Annotated in this window: 16 protein-coding genes and 1 pseudogene; 2 read left to right on the top strand and 15 right to left on the bottom strand. The window is 61.8% G+C overall.

The genetic code is table 11. The annotated features are described in order from the left end of the window. Window positions 1-605, bottom strand: a pseudogene (locus HP499_RS10125) (GTPase HflX); the annotation flags it as partial. A 528-nt stretch (window positions 606-1,133) separates the two neighbouring features. On the opposite strand from HP499_RS10125, the gene HP499_RS10120 reads away from it, so the two are divergent. Next, window positions 1,134-1,748, top strand: coding sequence for a class I SAM-dependent methyltransferase (locus HP499_RS10120; protein ID WP_172323954.1), 615 nt, complete (start codon window positions 1,134-1,136; stop codon window positions 1,746-1,748). Here the strand turns inward: HP499_RS10120 and dapF are convergent. The 6 genes from dapF to HP499_RS10090 all read right to left on the bottom strand — a co-directional run bounded on the left by dapF (window position 1,729) and on the right by HP499_RS10090 (window position 7,247). Then, window positions 1,729-2,697: a diaminopimelate epimerase gene (gene dapF, locus HP499_RS10115; protein WP_172323953.1), complete on the bottom strand. Its 969-nt coding sequence runs from the start codon at window positions 2,695-2,697 to the stop codon at window positions 1,729-1,731. The genes HP499_RS10120 and dapF overlap by 20 nt on opposite strands. Window positions 2,698-2,734: 37 nt before the next feature. Continuing rightward, window positions 2,735-3,661: a tRNA (adenosine(37)-N6)-dimethylallyltransferase MiaA gene (miaA, locus tag HP499_RS10110; RefSeq protein ID WP_172323952.1), complete on the bottom strand. Its 927-nt coding sequence runs from the start codon at window positions 3,659-3,661 to the stop codon at window positions 2,735-2,737. A gap of 17 nt (window positions 3,662-3,678) precedes the next feature. Then, window positions 3,679-5,208 carry a tRNA (N6-isopentenyl adenosine(37)-C2)-methylthiotransferase MiaB gene (gene miaB, locus HP499_RS10105; protein ID WP_172323951.1) on the bottom strand — a complete coding sequence of 510 codons (1,530 nt, stop codon included), beginning with the start codon at window positions 5,206-5,208 and terminating at the stop codon, window positions 3,679-3,681. Then, complete coding sequence (locus HP499_RS10100) at window positions 5,208-5,750, bottom strand: regulatory protein RecX (RefSeq protein ID WP_172323950.1); 543 nt, start codon at window positions 5,748-5,750, stop codon at window positions 5,208-5,210. The genes miaB and HP499_RS10100 overlap by 1 nt, the downstream gene beginning before the upstream one ends. After that, on the bottom strand, window positions 5,740-6,780 hold the full coding sequence (gene recA / locus HP499_RS10095; protein ID WP_026541571.1) for a recombinase RecA: 1,041 nt from the start codon (window positions 6,778-6,780) through the stop codon (window positions 5,740-5,742). Before recA ends, HP499_RS10100 begins: the two co-directional genes overlap by 11 nt. Before the next feature lie 269 nt (window positions 6,781-7,049). Continuing rightward, a complete protein-coding gene (locus HP499_RS10090; RefSeq protein WP_216659902.1) occupies window positions 7,050-7,247 on the bottom strand; it encodes a DUF3046 domain-containing protein in 198 nt (65 codons plus the stop codon). A gap of 68 nt (window positions 7,248-7,315) precedes the next feature. Here HP499_RS10090 and HP499_RS10085 point away from each other — a divergent pair, with 68 nt between their 5' ends. Then, window positions 7,316-7,867, top strand: coding sequence for a MarR family winged helix-turn-helix transcriptional regulator (locus tag HP499_RS10085; protein ID WP_172323948.1), 552 nt, complete (start codon window positions 7,316-7,318; stop codon window positions 7,865-7,867). A gap of 121 nt (window positions 7,868-7,988) precedes the next feature. Here HP499_RS10085 and HP499_RS10080 read toward each other — a convergent pair whose 3' ends face one another. From HP499_RS10080 to HP499_RS10045, 8 genes are all read right to left on the bottom strand, one after another. Beyond that, a complete protein-coding gene (locus HP499_RS10080) occupies window positions 7,989-8,423 on the bottom strand; it encodes a helix-turn-helix domain-containing protein (RefSeq protein ID WP_172323947.1) in 435 nt (144 codons plus the stop codon). 138 nt (window positions 8,424-8,561) lie between these two features. Further along, the gene (locus tag HP499_RS10075; protein ID WP_172323946.1) at window positions 8,562-9,047 is read right to left on the bottom strand and encodes a CinA family protein; all 486 of its coding nucleotides are present in this window, start codon (window positions 9,045-9,047) and stop codon (window positions 8,562-8,564) included. Continuing rightward, window positions 9,044-9,646 (bottom strand): CDP-diacylglycerol--glycerol-3-phosphate 3-phosphatidyltransferase, encoded by a 603-nt coding sequence (pgsA, locus tag HP499_RS10070; protein ID WP_172323945.1) that lies wholly within the window; start codon window positions 9,644-9,646, stop codon window positions 9,044-9,046. The genes HP499_RS10075 and pgsA overlap by 4 nt, the downstream gene beginning before the upstream one ends. A gap of 40 nt (window positions 9,647-9,686) precedes the next feature. Further along, window positions 9,687-12,551 carry a DNA translocase FtsK gene (locus HP499_RS10065; RefSeq protein ID WP_172323944.1) on the bottom strand — a complete coding sequence of 955 codons (2,865 nt, stop codon included), beginning with the start codon at window positions 12,549-12,551 and terminating at the stop codon, window positions 9,687-9,689. A gap of 73 nt (window positions 12,552-12,624) precedes the next feature. Next, window positions 12,625-14,316, bottom strand: a complete 1,692-nt coding sequence (locus tag HP499_RS10060) for a ribonuclease J (protein WP_172323943.1) — start codon at window positions 14,314-14,316, stop codon at window positions 12,625-12,627. A gap of 27 nt (window positions 14,317-14,343) precedes the next feature. Next, a complete protein-coding gene (dapA, locus tag HP499_RS10055) occupies window positions 14,344-15,255 on the bottom strand; it encodes a 4-hydroxy-tetrahydrodipicolinate synthase (RefSeq protein ID WP_172323942.1) in 912 nt (303 codons plus the stop codon). A gap of 96 nt (window positions 15,256-15,351) precedes the next feature. After that, complete coding sequence (locus HP499_RS10050; protein WP_172323941.1) at window positions 15,352-15,687, bottom strand: hypothetical protein; 336 nt, start codon at window positions 15,685-15,687, stop codon at window positions 15,352-15,354. Between the two features lie 89 nt (window positions 15,688-15,776). Next, on the bottom strand, window positions 15,777-16,445 hold a 669-nt coding region (locus HP499_RS10045; RefSeq protein ID WP_253951508.1), incomplete at its 5' end, for a GDSL-type esterase/lipase family protein.

Here is a 16,445-nt window from a genome sequence, read left to right as displayed (position 1 = left end):
TCCAGGATCAATGTGGTCCGGTCGACAACCTTGACCTTGACGATGTCTTCAAGGCCGCGTCGCTGCGATGGAGCCAGCTCTGTGTCCACCACCACGGTGTCCGCACCGGTGGCAGCAACAATCTCCTTGAGTTCCTGGGCTTTGCCCGAACCGAGGAAGGTCCCGGGGTCCGGCTTCGTGCGCCGCTGCACCAGACCGTCGAGGACTTCCGAACCGGCAGTCTCTGCCAAGGCAGCGAGCTCACGCAGCGAATTCTCGGCATCGGCCAGCGTGCCTTCGGTCCACAATCCTGCCAAGACGACGCGTTCAAGGCGCAGTTGCCGGTATTCGACCTCGGTGACATCTTCGAGTTCCGTTGACAAACCGGCAGTACGGCGCAGTGCACGGCGTTCGGCCAGGTCTTCCTGGTCGCCGTCGTAGATGCTGTGTTCCTGGTCCAGCGTGGAAATGGCCTGCGCCTTGCCGAAAACGCCAGTGGCGTCGTCGTCACCGGATGTCTGCGCGGGAGCATCCTTGGAAAGAATCCGGTCGATCACGGCCTGGATTTGTTCAGGACTCATGTCCTGGGCGTCGGAATCGGATCCGGAGTGCTTCTGGGTGGTCATGGTCTCCTTAGACTGTTCGGCTATTCCAGAATAGTGCTGTTTGCTGCTCGATGGGGCGCTATTCGCGCTGGGCTGACGGGCATCGGCCAAAGAGGGCCTCCTGTGCTGAACGGCCACCGGTAAAACGGGCGGCGGTTGCTGTGATCTGGCGGTTGGAATCCGCGGGGAGGTTCCTGGCGATCTCGAGATTGCACCGATCAGCTGATCTTCCGGACTGCGCCAAGAGCTGGCGGTTCGGATTGCGCGTCGGAAAGGTGTGATCTTCGATAAGTCCGTGGCCCTGGTGCGCCGACAGACTTTGCCGTGGAACCTGCCTGGCGGAAAGACCGTGTCCTGGCTCTATACCAAGGAACGGCCTGCATCGCGGGCGGTGCCGTGCTACGCCTGAAAGCTCAGGCGGATTTCGGCGGGAATACTCGAATTACTCGAAGATCAAGAACATGCATTCCACATTATCATCCGATGTCAAATCCCCCGTTGGCTGCGGCAGTTTCCCATGGCGCCGATAGCCAACTAATCTGGCAAATTATGGAGTCTGCACACTATTTCACCGCCCAGCCAGCCGGACCGTTCACGAGGAAGCCGCTGACGGTTGAACTCGCCGGGGCTACTCGCCAACTGCAGACCTCCACGGGCATCTTCAGCCCGGACGGAGTGGACAAGGGCACCGCGATTCTCTTCTCCGAAGTTCCGCCGCCGTCGCCGCAGGGAAACCTGCTGGACATTGGCTGCGGGTGGGGTCCCATCGCTCTAACGCTGGGACTCATGGCACCCCATGCCAAGGTGCACGCTGTGGACGTCAATGAACGGTGCGTCACGCTGACCAACGAGAATGCGGCAGCACTTGGCCTGGACAACGTCACGGCAAGCCTGCCTCACGAGGTGGACCCCGCCGTCGAGTTCGACACCATCTGGTCCAACCCGCCCATCCGCATCGGCAAGGACGAACTCCACACCCTGCTGATGACCTGGTTGCCGCGGCTTGCGCCCGGAGGAAACGCCTGGCTGGTGGTGCAAAAGAATCTTGGCTCGGATTCCCTCCAGCGATGGCTCGCCGAGGAACTGGACAAAACCTACACGGTGAGCCGTGAGAGCACGTCCAAATCGTTCCGGATCATCCGTATCAGGAAAGCGTCCCTGTAGCTACGATGACTGCCGGGCCGCTGAGCTCGACGTGCTCGCGGCCGCCCGCACCGGGGAAGAACTTGACGTCCACGACGCCGCCGGGCACCTTTACATGCCAATCGTCGGGTGCCGTGTTTCCGGCCCAGTGACGGATGGCGACGGCGGCAGCACAAGCACCGGTGCCGCACGATTGGGTCTCCCCCACGCCGCGCTCATGGACCCGCATGGTGATGGTGCCAACGCCGTCTTCAACCAGCGGTTCGGCCGGCACCACGAATTCGACGTTGGTTCCATTGGCAGGCTTGGGATCAACCACCGGCGCCCTGAACAATTGTGTTGCCGACAACTCCTTGAGTTCGGCCAAGGCAACAACCGTATGAGGATTGCCCATGCTGACGGACAGTCCAGGCCGTGCCACTTCCAGGCCTTCCGCGCTTACCAGCGCGTCCATGGCCTTGGTGGTGGCTTCCTGAGGGAAAATGAACTCCCACGGGCCCATGTCCACTGCATATCCGTTAGCCGTGCGGACCACCTTCTTGATCCCTCCACGGGTGCCGATGGTCAGTGTTTCTCCCGGACCAAGGTCCACCAATTTCTCGGCAATCAGGAAGTGAACAAACACGCGAACGCCATTGCCGCACATCTCGGAGAGGGAACCATCCCCGTTGCGGTAGTCCATGAACCATTCGGCCTCCGGATCCTGTTCCAGAAGGTCACGGCCCTCCGGGAGGAATCGAGACGGAACAGCGCGGATAAGACCGTCTCCACCGATGCCCACATGCCGATCACACAATTGCGCGACCTGTTCCGGAGTGATCTCGTGGGCATCGCCGGGATCGGCAATCAGGACGAAGTCATTGCCCGTTCCATGGCCCTTGGAAAACGCCAGGCCCGCAAGGCCGGACGCGGTCATGGAAGCGCCGGAAGTTGCTGACTGCCGGGCGGGAACTGCGGAGGATTCATCCATGGCACTAGGCTACCTGCCAGCCGCGTACGGCCAGAAATTATGCTGGCTCCGACTTGGCAGCAGCCACTGCCTTGCCGAGCAACCCGGGATCCTGCCAGTCCAACCACTTGATGCGGGGGTCAGCCCTGAACCAGGTGAGCTGGCGCCTGGCGAACTGCCTCGTCGCTACGATGGTCTCCTCTGCGGCCGTGGCAACGTCAGCCATGTTGTCCAGGACCCTCAGGAACTGCGAGTATCCCAACGCACGGGAGGCCGTCTTGCCCGTCCTGATTCCTGCAGCATCGAGCCGTTCAACCTCGCCCAGCAAGCCGGCGTCCACCATTCGATGGACCCTGAGCGCCAACCGTTCCCGCAAAACATCCCTGTCAACAGACAGTCCGATCTGCAGCGCCGGCCGGAAGTACTCCCGCTGGGGCATGAAAGAACTGAAAGGGCGTCCAGTGAGCTGGTGCACTTCAAGGGCGCGGATCACCCTGCGTGCGTCCCCCAGACGGGCAGCCGAGACAGGATCAACCGCCTCAAGGCGGGCGCGCAGCGGTGCGAGCCCGTGCGCGTCACATTCGTCCTCCAGGGCCTTTCGAATCGTGGGCTCGGTGCCGGGAAACTCCAATACATCCAAAGCGGCCCGGACATACAGGCCGGATCCTCCCACCACAATGGGATGCTTTCCCCGCGAACGGATTTCCTCGATGGCGGCACGGCAATCCGCTTGGAAGTCAGCAACGCTGGCCTCTTGAGTGACGTCCATGATGTCCAGCAAGTGATGGGGCACGCCTTTGCGCTCTTCTACGCTGATCTTGGCTGTGCCAATGTCCATGCCGCGGTAGAACTGCAGGGCGTCTGCGTTGATGACCTCGCCGTCCAGGGCAAGGGCAAGGTTGACACCCAGGTCCGACTTACCGGAACCGGTAGGACCCACCACGGCGATGACGGGCAGGGAAGCGTCGCGGGCAGGAGTAGACACGTGATCCTGGTCCGGCGTCAGGCGCGACGAGCCGGCAATGACGGCATGCCAAGGGACACTCCAGCCTTGCCTGATGCCGCCCCGGGCGCCGGGACGCCGCAGGAGTCAGCTTGTGAACGATCCCAAGCATCGCCGGCGCGGGAGCGGCGCAGCACGTAGTCTCCGGCGTCGGCCGGATCTGCCACCAGGTGGAATGCAGCAGCCTCAGTGATGGTGACCGTCACAAAATCTCCGGGGCGGGGAATTTCAGCGCCGGACGGCACAGAGAAGTGCACCAGTCGCTGATCCTTGGACCGACCTGATAAGCGGTGGGTCTCCTCCGCCTTGCGCCCTGACTGGGCTGTCACCAGGACTTCGACGGTTCGGCCCAGCTGCTTGGCGTTCTCCTCGGCAGCAATGCGGTCTTGGAGAGCCGTGAGCCTTTCGAAGCGTTCTTGAACCACGGCTTTGGGAAGCTGATCAGGCAGATCCGCGGCAGGAGTCCCGGGCCGTTTGGAGTACTGGAAAGTAAAAGCCGTAGAGAAGCGCGACTTCTCCACAACGTCCAGAGTCGCTTGGAAATCGTCTTCTGTTTCGCCCGGGAATCCGACAATGATGTCCGTGGTGATGGCGGCGTTGGGAATCAGCTCACGAACCTTGTCAAGGATGCCCAGGAACCGGCTGGACCGGTAGGAGCGGCGCATGTCCTTGAGGATTTTGTCCGAGCCGGACTGGAGCGGCATATGCAACTGTGGCATGACGTTGGGGGTCTCAGCCATGGCCTCGATGACGTCGTCAGTAAATGCCGCCGGATGCGGACTGGTGAAGCGGACGCGCTCCAGGCCTTCTATTTCACCGCAGGCACGAAGGAGTTTGGAGAAAGCCTGACGGTCCCCGAACTCCACGCCATAAGAGTTAACGTTCTGGCCAAGCAGGGTCACTTCCACCGCGCCGTCGTCCACGAGCGCCTGGATCTCAGCGAGGATCTCGCCCGGACGGCGGTCCTTTTCCTTGCCGCGAAGGGAGGGCACAATGCAGAAGGTGCAGGTGTTGTTGCAGCCGACGGAGATGGAAACCCACCCTGAATAAACAGATTCCCGCTTGGTGGGAAGGGTGGAAGGGAACACATCCAGGGATTCGAGGATCTCAAGTTGCGCTTCATTGTTGTGCCGGGCCCGATCCAGCAGCGCGGGCAGGGCACCCACGTTGTGGGTACCAAACACGGCATCAACCCACGGTGCCTTCTTGACGATCGTTTCCCGATCCTTCTGGGCCAGGCAACCACCCACAGCAATCTGCATGCCGGGATTTTCCGCTTTGACCTGCCGGAGCTGGCCGAGGTTTCCGTAGAGTTTGTTGTCCGCGTTTTCCCGAACAGCGCAGGTGTTGAAGACCACCACGTCAGCGCGTTCACCATCGGCGGGAACGTAGCCCGCATCTTCCAGGAGCCCGGCCATGCGCTCGGAATCATGGACGTTCATCTGGCAACCGAAGGTACGGACCTGATAGGTCCTGGGTTCAGCCGAAGGAGTGGTGGCAGCTGTTGGGGAAGGAATGGTCAAACTCACTACTCAAGGGTACCGGCTTCTGCGAGCACTTCACCGACGATCCTGAAGGCCATGGAAGGCGCATAGCCCTTCCGTGCCAGCATGGATGCCAGACGGCGGGTGTACTTATCCCGCTCCGCCCGATCGTTCAGGTCAACACCTGGCCTCAGTTTGCGGTGAATAAGTTCCCGCGCAGCCAGCTCTTCATCCTGGTCGCTGAGCTGCGACAAGGCCTCTTCAGCAGCATCGAGTTCAATTCCCTTGTCCGTCAATTCGCGACGAAGTGCGCCCTTGGCGAGCTTCTTGCTCTGCGAACGGCTGCGCACCCACATCCTGGCGAACTCAGCATCGTCTATGAGCTGAACTTCTTCGAACCGGTCCAGAACTGCCTCTGCCACATGCTCGGGCACATTGCGTTCCGCGAGCTTGCGCGAAAGCTGAAGCCGGCTCCGTGGCGCCATCGTCAACTGCCTCAGGACGATGGCGCGAGCCACGGACTCGGGATCGGGCTCGGGGTCGGCGGATACGGACGATTCCGGATCCGGCCCTCTTCTAACCGTCAACGGCCTTCAGCTTTGGGGAGTCCTCTTCCGGCTTGACGCCTACGCCAAGCTTTTCCTTGATCAGGCGCTCCAGTTCCTGGGCGAGCTCCGGGTTGTCCCGCAGGAACCGACGTGAGTTCTCCATGCCCTGACCCAGTTGATCGCCATCATAGGTAAACCACGAGCCGGACTTCTTGATGATGCCGTGCTCGACGCCCATGTCAATGATGCCGCCCTCGCGGGAGATGCCCTGGCCATAGATGATGTCGAATTCAGCAATTTTGAACGGTGGAGCCATCTTGTTCTTGACGATCTTTGCTTTAGTGCGGTTACCGACCGAGTCCGCACCTTCCTTCAAAGTCTGGATACGACGGACATCGATTCGCACGGAGGCGTAAAACTTCAGGGCCTTGCCACCGGTGGTGGTTTCCGGGGAGCCGAAGAAGACGCCGATCTTTTCACGAAGCTGGTTAATGAAGATGGCGGTGGTCTTGGTCTGGCTGAGCCGGCCGGTGATCTTACGCAGGGCCTGGCTCATCAGTCGTGCCTGGAGACCCACGTGGGAGTCACCCATCTCGCCTTCGATTTCCGCACGGGGCACCAAAGCTGCCACGGAGTCAATGACAATGATGTCCAGGGAGCCGGAGCCCACCAGCATGTCCATGATCTCCAAGGCCTGCTCACCGGTATCCGGCTGGGAGACCAGGAGTGCGTCCGTATCAACTCCGAGCTTGGCCGCATAATCCGGGTCCAGTGCGTGCTCGGCGTCGATGAAGGCAGCGATGCCACCGGCGCGCTGTGCATTGGCAACAGCATGCAGGGCAACGGTGGTCTTACCCGAGGATTCAGGACCGTAGATTTCAACGACGCGGCCGCGGGGCAGGCCGCCAATGCCAAGGGCAACATCCAAGGCGATGGAGCCGGTGGGAATGATCTCGATCGGAGCGCGGGTGTCATCACCCAGGCGCATGATGGAGCCTTTGCCGAACTGCTTGTCGATCTGGGCAAGCGCTGCTTCGAGCGCCTTTTCACGATCCGGGGTTGCCGCCATGGTTCACACCTCTGATGCTTTCTCGCTGTGGAGTGGCCCGAAAGGCCGCTTTCCTGTCATGTCAGACGCTATTACGGAGCGCTGACATTTTTATGAGCCGAATCCGGCTATGTGGACAACCGGGCAATCCGGAAGCTCGGAAACACGGCCTTCGGGACCAATTTTCCTCTCAAAGGAGCATATCCCCATCCGAACAGATATTCGAACAATGGCTCGGCGTGTCACCCGTTGCCGCGCCCGGAACCGGCGGTCCCGCTGCTGGTATGGCGTTAGCTGGAGGCAGGCCTGATGTCCCGCCCCAGCCTGCGTTCCGGGGGAACATCCTGGACTTCGCACATGGCCAACCACACCTCGCGGGGGTGGTAACCGGAGGCCAAGGCCTCAACGGCAGTCCTTCCACCCACGCCTGCGAGTACCAAGGAGCCGGCCAGGACCCGGGAATAGCCTGCCCCGAATTCGTCGTCCATCAATCGCCAAAAGTCACTTGCCCTCACGGATAGAGTCTCTCACGGAGCCGGACTCTAGAATGGTTGCCATGAGCAATCCTCTCCAGAGCACGCCCGACCAGGCTGTGCCAGGCGACGCCGTGGACGACGCCCTCCAGCAGGTAGAACACCAGCTGAGCCTGCTCTGGCGCCGCGCCCGATCAATTTCCCACCAGCTGTCACGCCAGGTGCATCCGGATATGGAACCGGCCGCCTACGGGCTGCTGACCGTCATCAGGAGGGAAGGGCCCATCCGGCTCACCGATCTGGCCACCTGCATCGGGGTCGGTAAGCCGTCTGTGAGCCGTCAGATCGCCTTCCTGGAGAGCATCGGCTTGGTGTACAAAGAGGCGGACCCGCAGGACGGCAGGGCCCAGTCAATTCGCCTGACGGACAAAGGCGAGGACAAGATGCACCAGGTCCAGGATGCACGGCGGCAGGTGTTCAGGGAACGCCTCGGCGAATGGCCGCTTGAGGATGTCCAAACGCTCGCCGATTACATGGGCCGCCTCAATGCCATCTACGGCGACGGCGTGCTCAAGGACGTCACCCTGCGGGAAACTGATTCCTCTTCCGATCCCGCTGCGCCTCCCGCCAGCTGATCCGTCCGGCCCCTGGTCCGGAGGACCACAGTTGGAGGCCACAGTTTAAAGCCACAAGGAAGACAAAAAGAAGGTCCCCAGCCGTTGGCTGGAGACCTTCTTTCCAATTCTGGTGGAACGGCTACCGGGCTCCGGAGAGCATTCCCTGCGGGAAGTCGTCCGTGAGGTCCAGATCGCGACCGTAACGCTGGGAGAACTCCTGCGGAACGGTGTCCGGGACGGACACTCCTTCAGCAACAGCCACACGGTCGCTGACTTCGCGGAGCATGTGGGACAACGGAACATCCAGGGCTGTGCAGATAGAGGACAGGAGCTCGGAAGAAGCCTCCTTCTGGCCGCGTTCAACTTCACTCAAGTAACCAAGTGAGACGCGGGCGCTGTGCGAAACCTCGCGGAGGGTACGGCCCTGACGCTGGCGGACATCGCGCAGTACATCACCGATCTCGTGGCGTAGTACAACCATTTTGCGCTCCTTCTGTTCGCTCTGTGCCTGATCAGCCAAGCCCACATCCTTCCAGCGGACAACGCCGTTCACGGATACGGGCTGCTTTACCATCTGTATCGCCTTGCTCCCTCGTTCTTCCGGTTTCGCTGGTGGGCGGACCGGGTTGGTTTTTATATCCTAGGCGCCCCGGCTCTTCCGAAGCGACACAATGACACAACTATTGGCAATCAGTTTTTGTTCCCGGCTACTTTACGAACGGTAACCAACGCCTTCCAACGCAGCAAGCAGACGCGCCAGGGCAGCCTCGCAAGCTTGCTCGCGGATGGACTGCCGGTCCCCCGTGAAGCTGCATTCAAAGGCCTGTGTTCCGGCTTCCGTAGCGATTCCGATGAACACCGTCCCAACCGCTTTGCCGTCATGGGGATCGGGTCCGGCCACTCCTGTGGTGGAAACCCCAACGCTGGCACCGCAGGCACGCCGGGCGCCATCGGCCATGGCCTCAGCCACCCCACCGTCAACGGAACCGACGGCCGCAAGCAGTTCCTTGGGGACGCCCAGGACGTCGGATTTAACGGAATTCTGATACGCAACAACGCCGCCCTGCAGCATCCCCGATGCGCCGGGCGTATTGGCCAATGATGCAGCGACCATGCCGGCGGTCAACGACTCCGCCGTAGCCACAGTCTGCTTCCCCGCGATCGCAGCGGCAACCACCGCCGTCGACGTTTGCCTCATGCGCGGCGGCCCGCCGCCCGCAGCTTAAGCGCCTGGATAACATATTCGACGCCGGTCCACAGGGTGATGGCAAGTGCCACCATCATGACCCAGAAGGCGACGTTGCCAAGCCACGGGGCGATGGCCTTCAACGGAAGGATGTAGAGGAAAATGGCCACGGTTTGCACCACCGTCTTCAGCTTTCCACCGCGGGAAGCCGGCATGACTCCGTACCGGATGACGACGAAGCGCAGGGCCGTGATCCCCCATTCGCGCACCAGGATCAGGATGGTCACCCACCAGGGCAACTCCCCCAGGATGGACAAAAGTACCAGGGCGGAGCCGATCAGCAATTTATCGGCGATGGGATCTGCGATCTTGCCGAAGTTGGTAATGAGGCCCCGCGCCCTGGCGATGTCGCCGTCGAGCTTGTCCGTGTAGATGGCTACCGCGAAGGCCACCACCGCGGCCCAGCGCCAGATACCGTACTCGCCGTTATCCGCCACCAGGAACCATACGAAGAAAGGAACCAGGACGATGCGGAGCATCGTGAGGATGTTGGGCAGGTTCCAGACGTCGGAGCTGCTGGACGTGGCGTTATCACCCTCGGCTGTAGTCACCCCTCTAGGCTACCGTCTTTGGGGCTGCCGCTTTTTGACGCTAGCGCCCTGTGAGCGACCAGGCGTCCTCGCCGCCCTCGTCGTCCTCATTCGGGCCGTCAGCACCGTCGTAGTACTCAATGGCCTGCGTCCGGTTGTCCAGGTCCGCCTGAACCAGGTCCTCCGCATAGCCGCCGACGGCGATATTGGAGTTGGCGTTCTCACTCAGGGCTGCCGTGTGGGCGTCGGGCGCAGCAGGCGATTCCTGGCCCTTCATGGCAGCCAGGACGGCCGCGAGGTCATCGGGCTTGACCAGGACGTCGCGGGCCTTGGAGCCTTCGGAGGGGCCCACAACGCCGCGTGATTCCAGGAGGTCCATGAGCCGTCCGGCTTTCGCGAAGCCTACGCGCAGCTTGCGCTGCAGCATCGAAGTTGAGCCGAACTGCGTGGTGACCACCAGCTCAGTAGCCTGCAGCAGGACTTCGAGGTCATCTCCAATGTCGTCGTCGATCTGCTTCTTGGGAGCCTCGGCAGCAACGTCATCGCGGTAGACAGCCTGGAGCTGTCCCTTGACGTGCTCCACCACCTTATGGATCTCCGATTCCGTGACCCAGGCACCCTGGACGCGCATCGCCTTTGAGGCACCCATCGGCAGGAAGAGCGCGTCACCCTGGCCAATAAGCTTCTCCGCGCCCGGCTGGTCCAACACCACGCGGGAGTCCGTCACAGACGAGGTAGCAAAGGCCATGCGTGAGGGAACATTCGCCTTGATCAGGCCGGTGACAACATCAACGGAGGGGCGCTGCGTTGCCAGCACCAGGTGGATACCGGCAGCACGGGCCAGCTGGGTGATGCGGACGATTGAGTCTTCGACGTCGCGAGGCGCCACCATCATGAGGTCGGCAAGCTCATCGACAATCACCAGGAGGTACGGATAGGGCTTGATGATCCGCTTGGAGTCCACCGGCGGCACCACTTTGCCCGCCCGGACCGCCTTGTTGAAGTCGTCAATGTGCTTGTACCCGTAGTTGGCGAGGTCGTCGTAGCGGGCGTCCATCTCGCGGACCACCCACTGCAGGGCTTCAGCAGCCTTTTTGGGGTTGGTGATGATGGGTGTGATGAGGTGCGGCACACCTTCATACGCGGTGAGCTCCACGCGTTTGGGGTCCACCATGACCATACGGACTTCGTCCGGGGTGGCGCGCATCAGGATGGAGGTAATCATGGAGTTGACGAAGCTCGACTTACCAGCACCGGTGGCGCCGGCCACAAGGAGGTGCGGCATCTTGGCGAGGTTGGCCACCACGTAGCCGCCCTCGACGTCCTTGCCGACACCCATGACCATGGGGTGGTCGGTTCGTCGGGCGTTCTGGCTCCGCAGCACATCGCCCAGGGACACCGTTTCGCGGTCCGTGTTGGGAATCTCGATGCCAATGGCGGACTTGCCGGGTATGGGGCTCAGTATCCGGACATCGCTGGATGCGACGGCATAGGAGATGTTCTTGGACAGTGCAGTGACGCGCTCCACTTTGGTGCCCGGAGACAGTTCGATTTCATAGCGGGTCACGGTGGGACCACGGCTGAAGCCGGTCACAGCGGCGTCTACATTGAACTGCGTCAGGGTGTCCGTCAGGGCTGCGACGACGGCGTCATTGGCCTCCGTACGCTCCTTCGGAATGGAGCCCGGTGTCAGATAGTCCGAGGCCGGCAGGGTGTAGGTGACATCCCCGGCGAGGGACAACTGCTCCGTGCGCTGTGGAATCGGCGTTTGCGGGAGGGGCGCTCCGGCAGGCTTCGCCGGGACCTGGGCGGCAGGAACCGCAGGCGCGGTCATCTCAGGAGTAATAACCGGGATGGCCTCCGTGGGGTTGTCGATGCCAGGCGCAGCACCGAGACCTTGGGCGGCCTTGATCTTCCCGACGGCGATCTCGGCCTGGGTGGGGCGACGTACGCCCGGCGGAACGCGGGGTTCGGACGCGGCGGGAGTTTCGTCGTCGTCGACTATTGCGTGTTCGAAAGCTTCGTCCCCGACGTAGCCTTCCAGCCCTGCCTCGGGTTCCTGGTCCTTGCCGAAGAGGCGCATGCGCTTCTTCTTGGGCTTTGCAGGTGCGTCGTTTTCGTAAAGGTAGCTGCGGTCGTGGGCGTCTTTGCCCGAACCGTCCATGAGGTCAACGCCCATCAGGTGCTCATACGCCCCCCGGATCCGGGCGGGAATGGCACCGAACGGGGTTGCGGTGACAATCAGGAAGGAGACGAACGCCAACAAGCTGTAAAGGATCACCGGCACCGCGACGTGGATCGCGGCCAGAGGAGCGGCGGCGAGGAATCCAAGCATGCCGCCTGCCTTGCGCAGGCCATCGAACCCGTCGGCCACGGTGGGCAGGCCCCCAATGACGTGGGCCAGCCCCGAACCGGCCAAGGTCATGATCATGAAGCCAATGCCCACACGATTGTTGCCACGGCCGTCCTGTGGCTTCCGGAACAAGCGGAATGCGCAAACAAAAAGCATGAAAGGCAGGATCAAGGTCATCCAACCAAACGTTCCGTTGACCACGCTGTAAACGACGTCCGGGAGCCAGCCTGTCAGGCCCCACCAGGCGAAGGTGGCAATAGCAATGCCCAACACCAGGTTGAACAGGGCTGCGCCGTCACGCCGGTCGGCGGGCTCGAGGTCACTGACGTCATAGCCAATGCGCCGGACGCCGGCGCCGACCACATGGCCGATCCCCTGCCAAAAACCCGAAAGAAGGCGCAGGGGCAGCGGGGCCTGGGGCTCGACGGCGGCTGCCTGCTTGGTGCGGGCAGTGCTTCCCCGACCGTTCCTGGCCGCGGCTGCAGTGCTTTTGGATGCAGCTGCGCCCCGGCCTGTGCCGCCGGATTTACTGCTGGAGCTGCCTCGTGGCGTGGAGGTAGTACGGGTCGCCATAAGTGCCACGGTACCCCAAGGGGGCCTGAAATCCGCGGATTTCAGGCCCCCTTGGGTGTGCATGTTGCCCGGACTACGCCTCGAGGACCACCGGAATGATCATAGGACGGCGGCGGAGCTTGCGGTTGACCCAAGTGCCGATGATTCTGCGGACCACCTGCTGCAGCTGGTGGTTGGTGTGGTCTGCGTGATTAAGCACGGCTTCCTCCAACGCAGCATTGATCTTGGGGATGATCTCATCGAAGACCGAGTCATCCTCAGCAACACCACGGGCGTGGATTTCCGGCCCGGACACGATCTTGCCGGTAGTGCGGTTGATGACCGTGATGATGGAAATGAAGCCTTCGTCGCCCAGGATGCGGCGGTCCTTGAGGTCGGCGTCGGTGATCTCACCCACGCTGGAACCGTCAACGTAGACGAACCCGACCTCCACCTGGCCGACGATATTGGCCTTGTGGTCCTTGAGGTCGATCACGGTTCCGTTGTCGCTGAGGATGATGCCCTCGGACGGAACACCGGATTCCAGCGCAATGTTGCCGTTGGCGATGAGGTGCCGGGTTTCCCCGTGCACAGGCATGGCGTTGAGCGGCTCAAGGATGTTGTAGCAGTACAGGAGCTCCCCTGCCGCTGCATGCCCGGAAACGTGGACCTTCGCAGTGCCCTTGTGGATCACATCCGCCCCGAGTTTGAGCAGACCGTTGATGATGCGGAACACTGCATTCTCGTTGCCGGGAATCAGGCTGGAAGCCAGGATGACGGTGTCGCCGGGGCCAACTACTACGCGGTGGTCGCCGTTGGCCATCCTCGACAGGGCCGCCATCGGCTCGCCCTGCGAACCAGTGGACATCAGCACCACGCGGTCATCGGGCATGTTGTCGATGTTCTTGATATCCACCAAGATGTTATCCGGCACATCCAAGTACCCCAGTTTGGCCGCTATGGCCATGTTCCGCACCATGGAGCGCCCAACGAACGCGACCTTGCGGCCGTGCTTTTCGGCAGCATCAAGGACCTGCTGGACCCGGTGCACATGGGAGGAGAACGAAGCGACGATCAGGCGCTTCTTGGCCAGCCCGAACAAGCGGTCCAAGGTAGGACCGATTTCTTTCTCGGCCGTGGTGAATCCGGGGACATCCGCGTTGGTGGAGTCTGCCATGAAAAGGTCCACGCCCTCTTCACCCAGTCGCGCAAAGTGGCGAAGGTCTGTGATGCGCCCGTCCAGCGGCAACTGGTCCATCTTGAAGTCGCCGGTGTGCAGGACTGTGCCACCCTCGGTCCGGATGAAAACTGCCAAGGCATCCGGGATGGAGTGGTTGACGGCGATGAACTCGCACTCGAACGGGCCGAACTGCTCCACCTGGCCCTCGGTGACCGTGAGGGTATACGGCTTGATCCGGTGTTCCTGAAGCTTTGCTTCCACCAGGGCAAGGGTCAACTGGGAACCGATCAGCGGAATATCGGCCTTGAGGCGCAACAGATAAGGAACAGCGCCGATGTGGTCCTCGTGCCCGTGAGTCAGAACGACGCCGACCACGTCCTGGAGCCGGTCCTCGATGTACGAGAAATCGGGCAGGATCAAGTCAACACCGGGCTGCGTCTCCTCAGGGAAGAGCACGCCACAGTCAACGACCAGCAACTTGCCGTCGATTTCGAAGACGGCCATGTTGCGGCCGATCTCTCCCAGGCCACCGAGCGGAACAATCCGCAGCGTGCCTTTGGGCAGTTTCGGCGGAGTAACCAGTCCGGGAAGGGCGGTTTGGGTCATATTGTGCTACTTTCCGGCGAAACCGGCCTAGACGTTGAAGTCCATTCCGGCTTCCGCCAAATCCCCGCGGATGATTTCGATCTCGGCCGCGTCCGGCTCCACGAGGGGCAAACGGACAACCGAGTTGGGCAGGACTCCCTGCCACTTGAGAATCTGCTTGGCGGCTACTGCGCCCTGGACCCGGGTCATGGTTCCACGAACCACGGGTTCCAATTCAAAGTTGATGGCCCTCGCCGCAGCGAGGTCGTTGGCATTCACGGCATCCACCAGGGCGCGGAAACGACTCGTTGCCACATGGGTGGTGACGCCCACCAGGCCGACAGCGCCCAGCGCCATCCATTGGAGGGTCAATCCGTCATCACCGGAGTAGAAAACGAGGTCCGTCTCAGCCATGACCCGCGTGGCAGCGGCAAAGTCCGCCTTGGCATCCTTGACCGCAACGATGTTCCGGTGCTTGGCCAGCTCGATCATGGTCTCCGGGGCGATGGCAATGGAAGAACGGCCGGGGATGTCGTAAAGCATGACGGGCAGGTCCGTTGAAGATGCAATCGTCTCAAAGTGTGCCCGGACGCCGGCCTGGCTGGGCTTGTTGTAGTACGGGGTGACGATCAGGAGGCCGTCAACGCCAACTTCGGCGGCCCGCTGGGAAAGGTGCACCGAGTGTGCGGTGTCGTTAGTGCCGGTTCCGGCGATGATGGCAGCTTTGCCACCGACGGCTTCTTTGACTGCCCGGAACATACCAACGTTTTCGTCATCGGTGAGCGTCGAGGTCTCACCTGTGGTGCCGGTGACCACAAGTCCGTCACAGCCATCCTGGACGAGCTTTTCTGCCAGCGCGGCGGCTTGATCGTAGTCAACCTTGCCGTCCTCGGTGAACGGGGTGACCATAGCGGTCAGCAGGGTACCAAGGGCGGGAGTGTGGGCGCGCAAGTCAGACATAGGAAAAACGTTACCCTGTCACTGGCTTGTTGCAAGAATGGGTTCCGCGTGATGGTCCTCATGCCATGACCTCAGCCCCGTTCCGGGCCGACCAGGTTACGCGAGGCCTCTTGTCCGGGTCGGTTGCTCCGCACAGTACTGAGCCACGGCCCGCTCCTTGAGGTGTTCCGCCCATGTCACCAAGCGCTGGGACGCCCGGACATACTCGAACAGTTCCAAGGGGGTCAGGGAATCCAGGTCCGTCTCAGAAAGGCGACGGGCGAGTTCCGCTCCCGGCGCCTGCTCGGCCAGGACTGTCCCCTCGCGGCGCCACTGGGTGTCTTCCGGAGGTTCGCCGGCCACGAGTTGCCTGAACAGGAAGTCAACAACGCCGGGGCTCATTGCTTTCATGGGACCGGCCAGGCCGTCCGGCGACTTGGGAGCATCGTTCATGGTGCCATGGTATTCGAACATATATTCGAAGACAAGACGTGCACCTTTCAGCCCGCAGCCATGCCAATGCAGCAGTGAGCAAAGACCTGTCAGTTGCGGAGGTTGGCAACCGCCGCCAGTTGCGGACCCAATCTGGCAGCCATCAGCCGGTAGCCGTCATTGTTCGGATGCAGCGTATCGGGCATAAGCGCGGCGGCCTCCCCCGGGGTAAACACCCCTTCCCCGTCCAATAGATGCAGCCGCGTATCGCCCCGCCCGCGTACTGCCCGGACGACGTCGGCAACAGCGTTCCTGTAGTCAGCAAGTGTCCACCCGGCCGCGTTGGGAGCAGACTCCCTGGGAAGTGAAATTACCGGCGAAATGACGGCGATGGGCACCCTGGGGTGCGCCTTCCGGATGTTGCTGACGAAGCCCAGGACCTGGCTCGCGAACGTACGCCCCGAAAAAGCCGCCACGTTGTACGTATTGATCCCCAGGCACAAGGAAATGACGTCCGCCGGAAGCTGACATATGGTGCTCTCCGCTGCCGGGTCCAACTGGCATTCGCCCCCGAATCCCAACGACTGCAGTTGCCAGCCGTACTCCCTGGCCACCAACGCGGGCCAGGCTTCAGAAGGACCATCGGCTTGCCTGCATTGCGTGATGGAACTGCCATAGGCAATCCACCGCTTGCCTTCGGCTGCAGCTGTGCTGACGCCTTCACCTTTCAGGGACACCTCAAGCACACGCAGGAACCCGTACTGCGGGAGCCACAATTG

This window comes from Paenarthrobacter sp. CM16, from assembly GCF_013179505.1.
In the GTDB taxonomy this organism is placed as follows: domain Bacteria; phylum Actinomycetota; class Actinomycetes; order Actinomycetales; family Micrococcaceae; genus Arthrobacter.
This window is presented reverse-complemented; position numbering and strand designations above follow the sequence as displayed.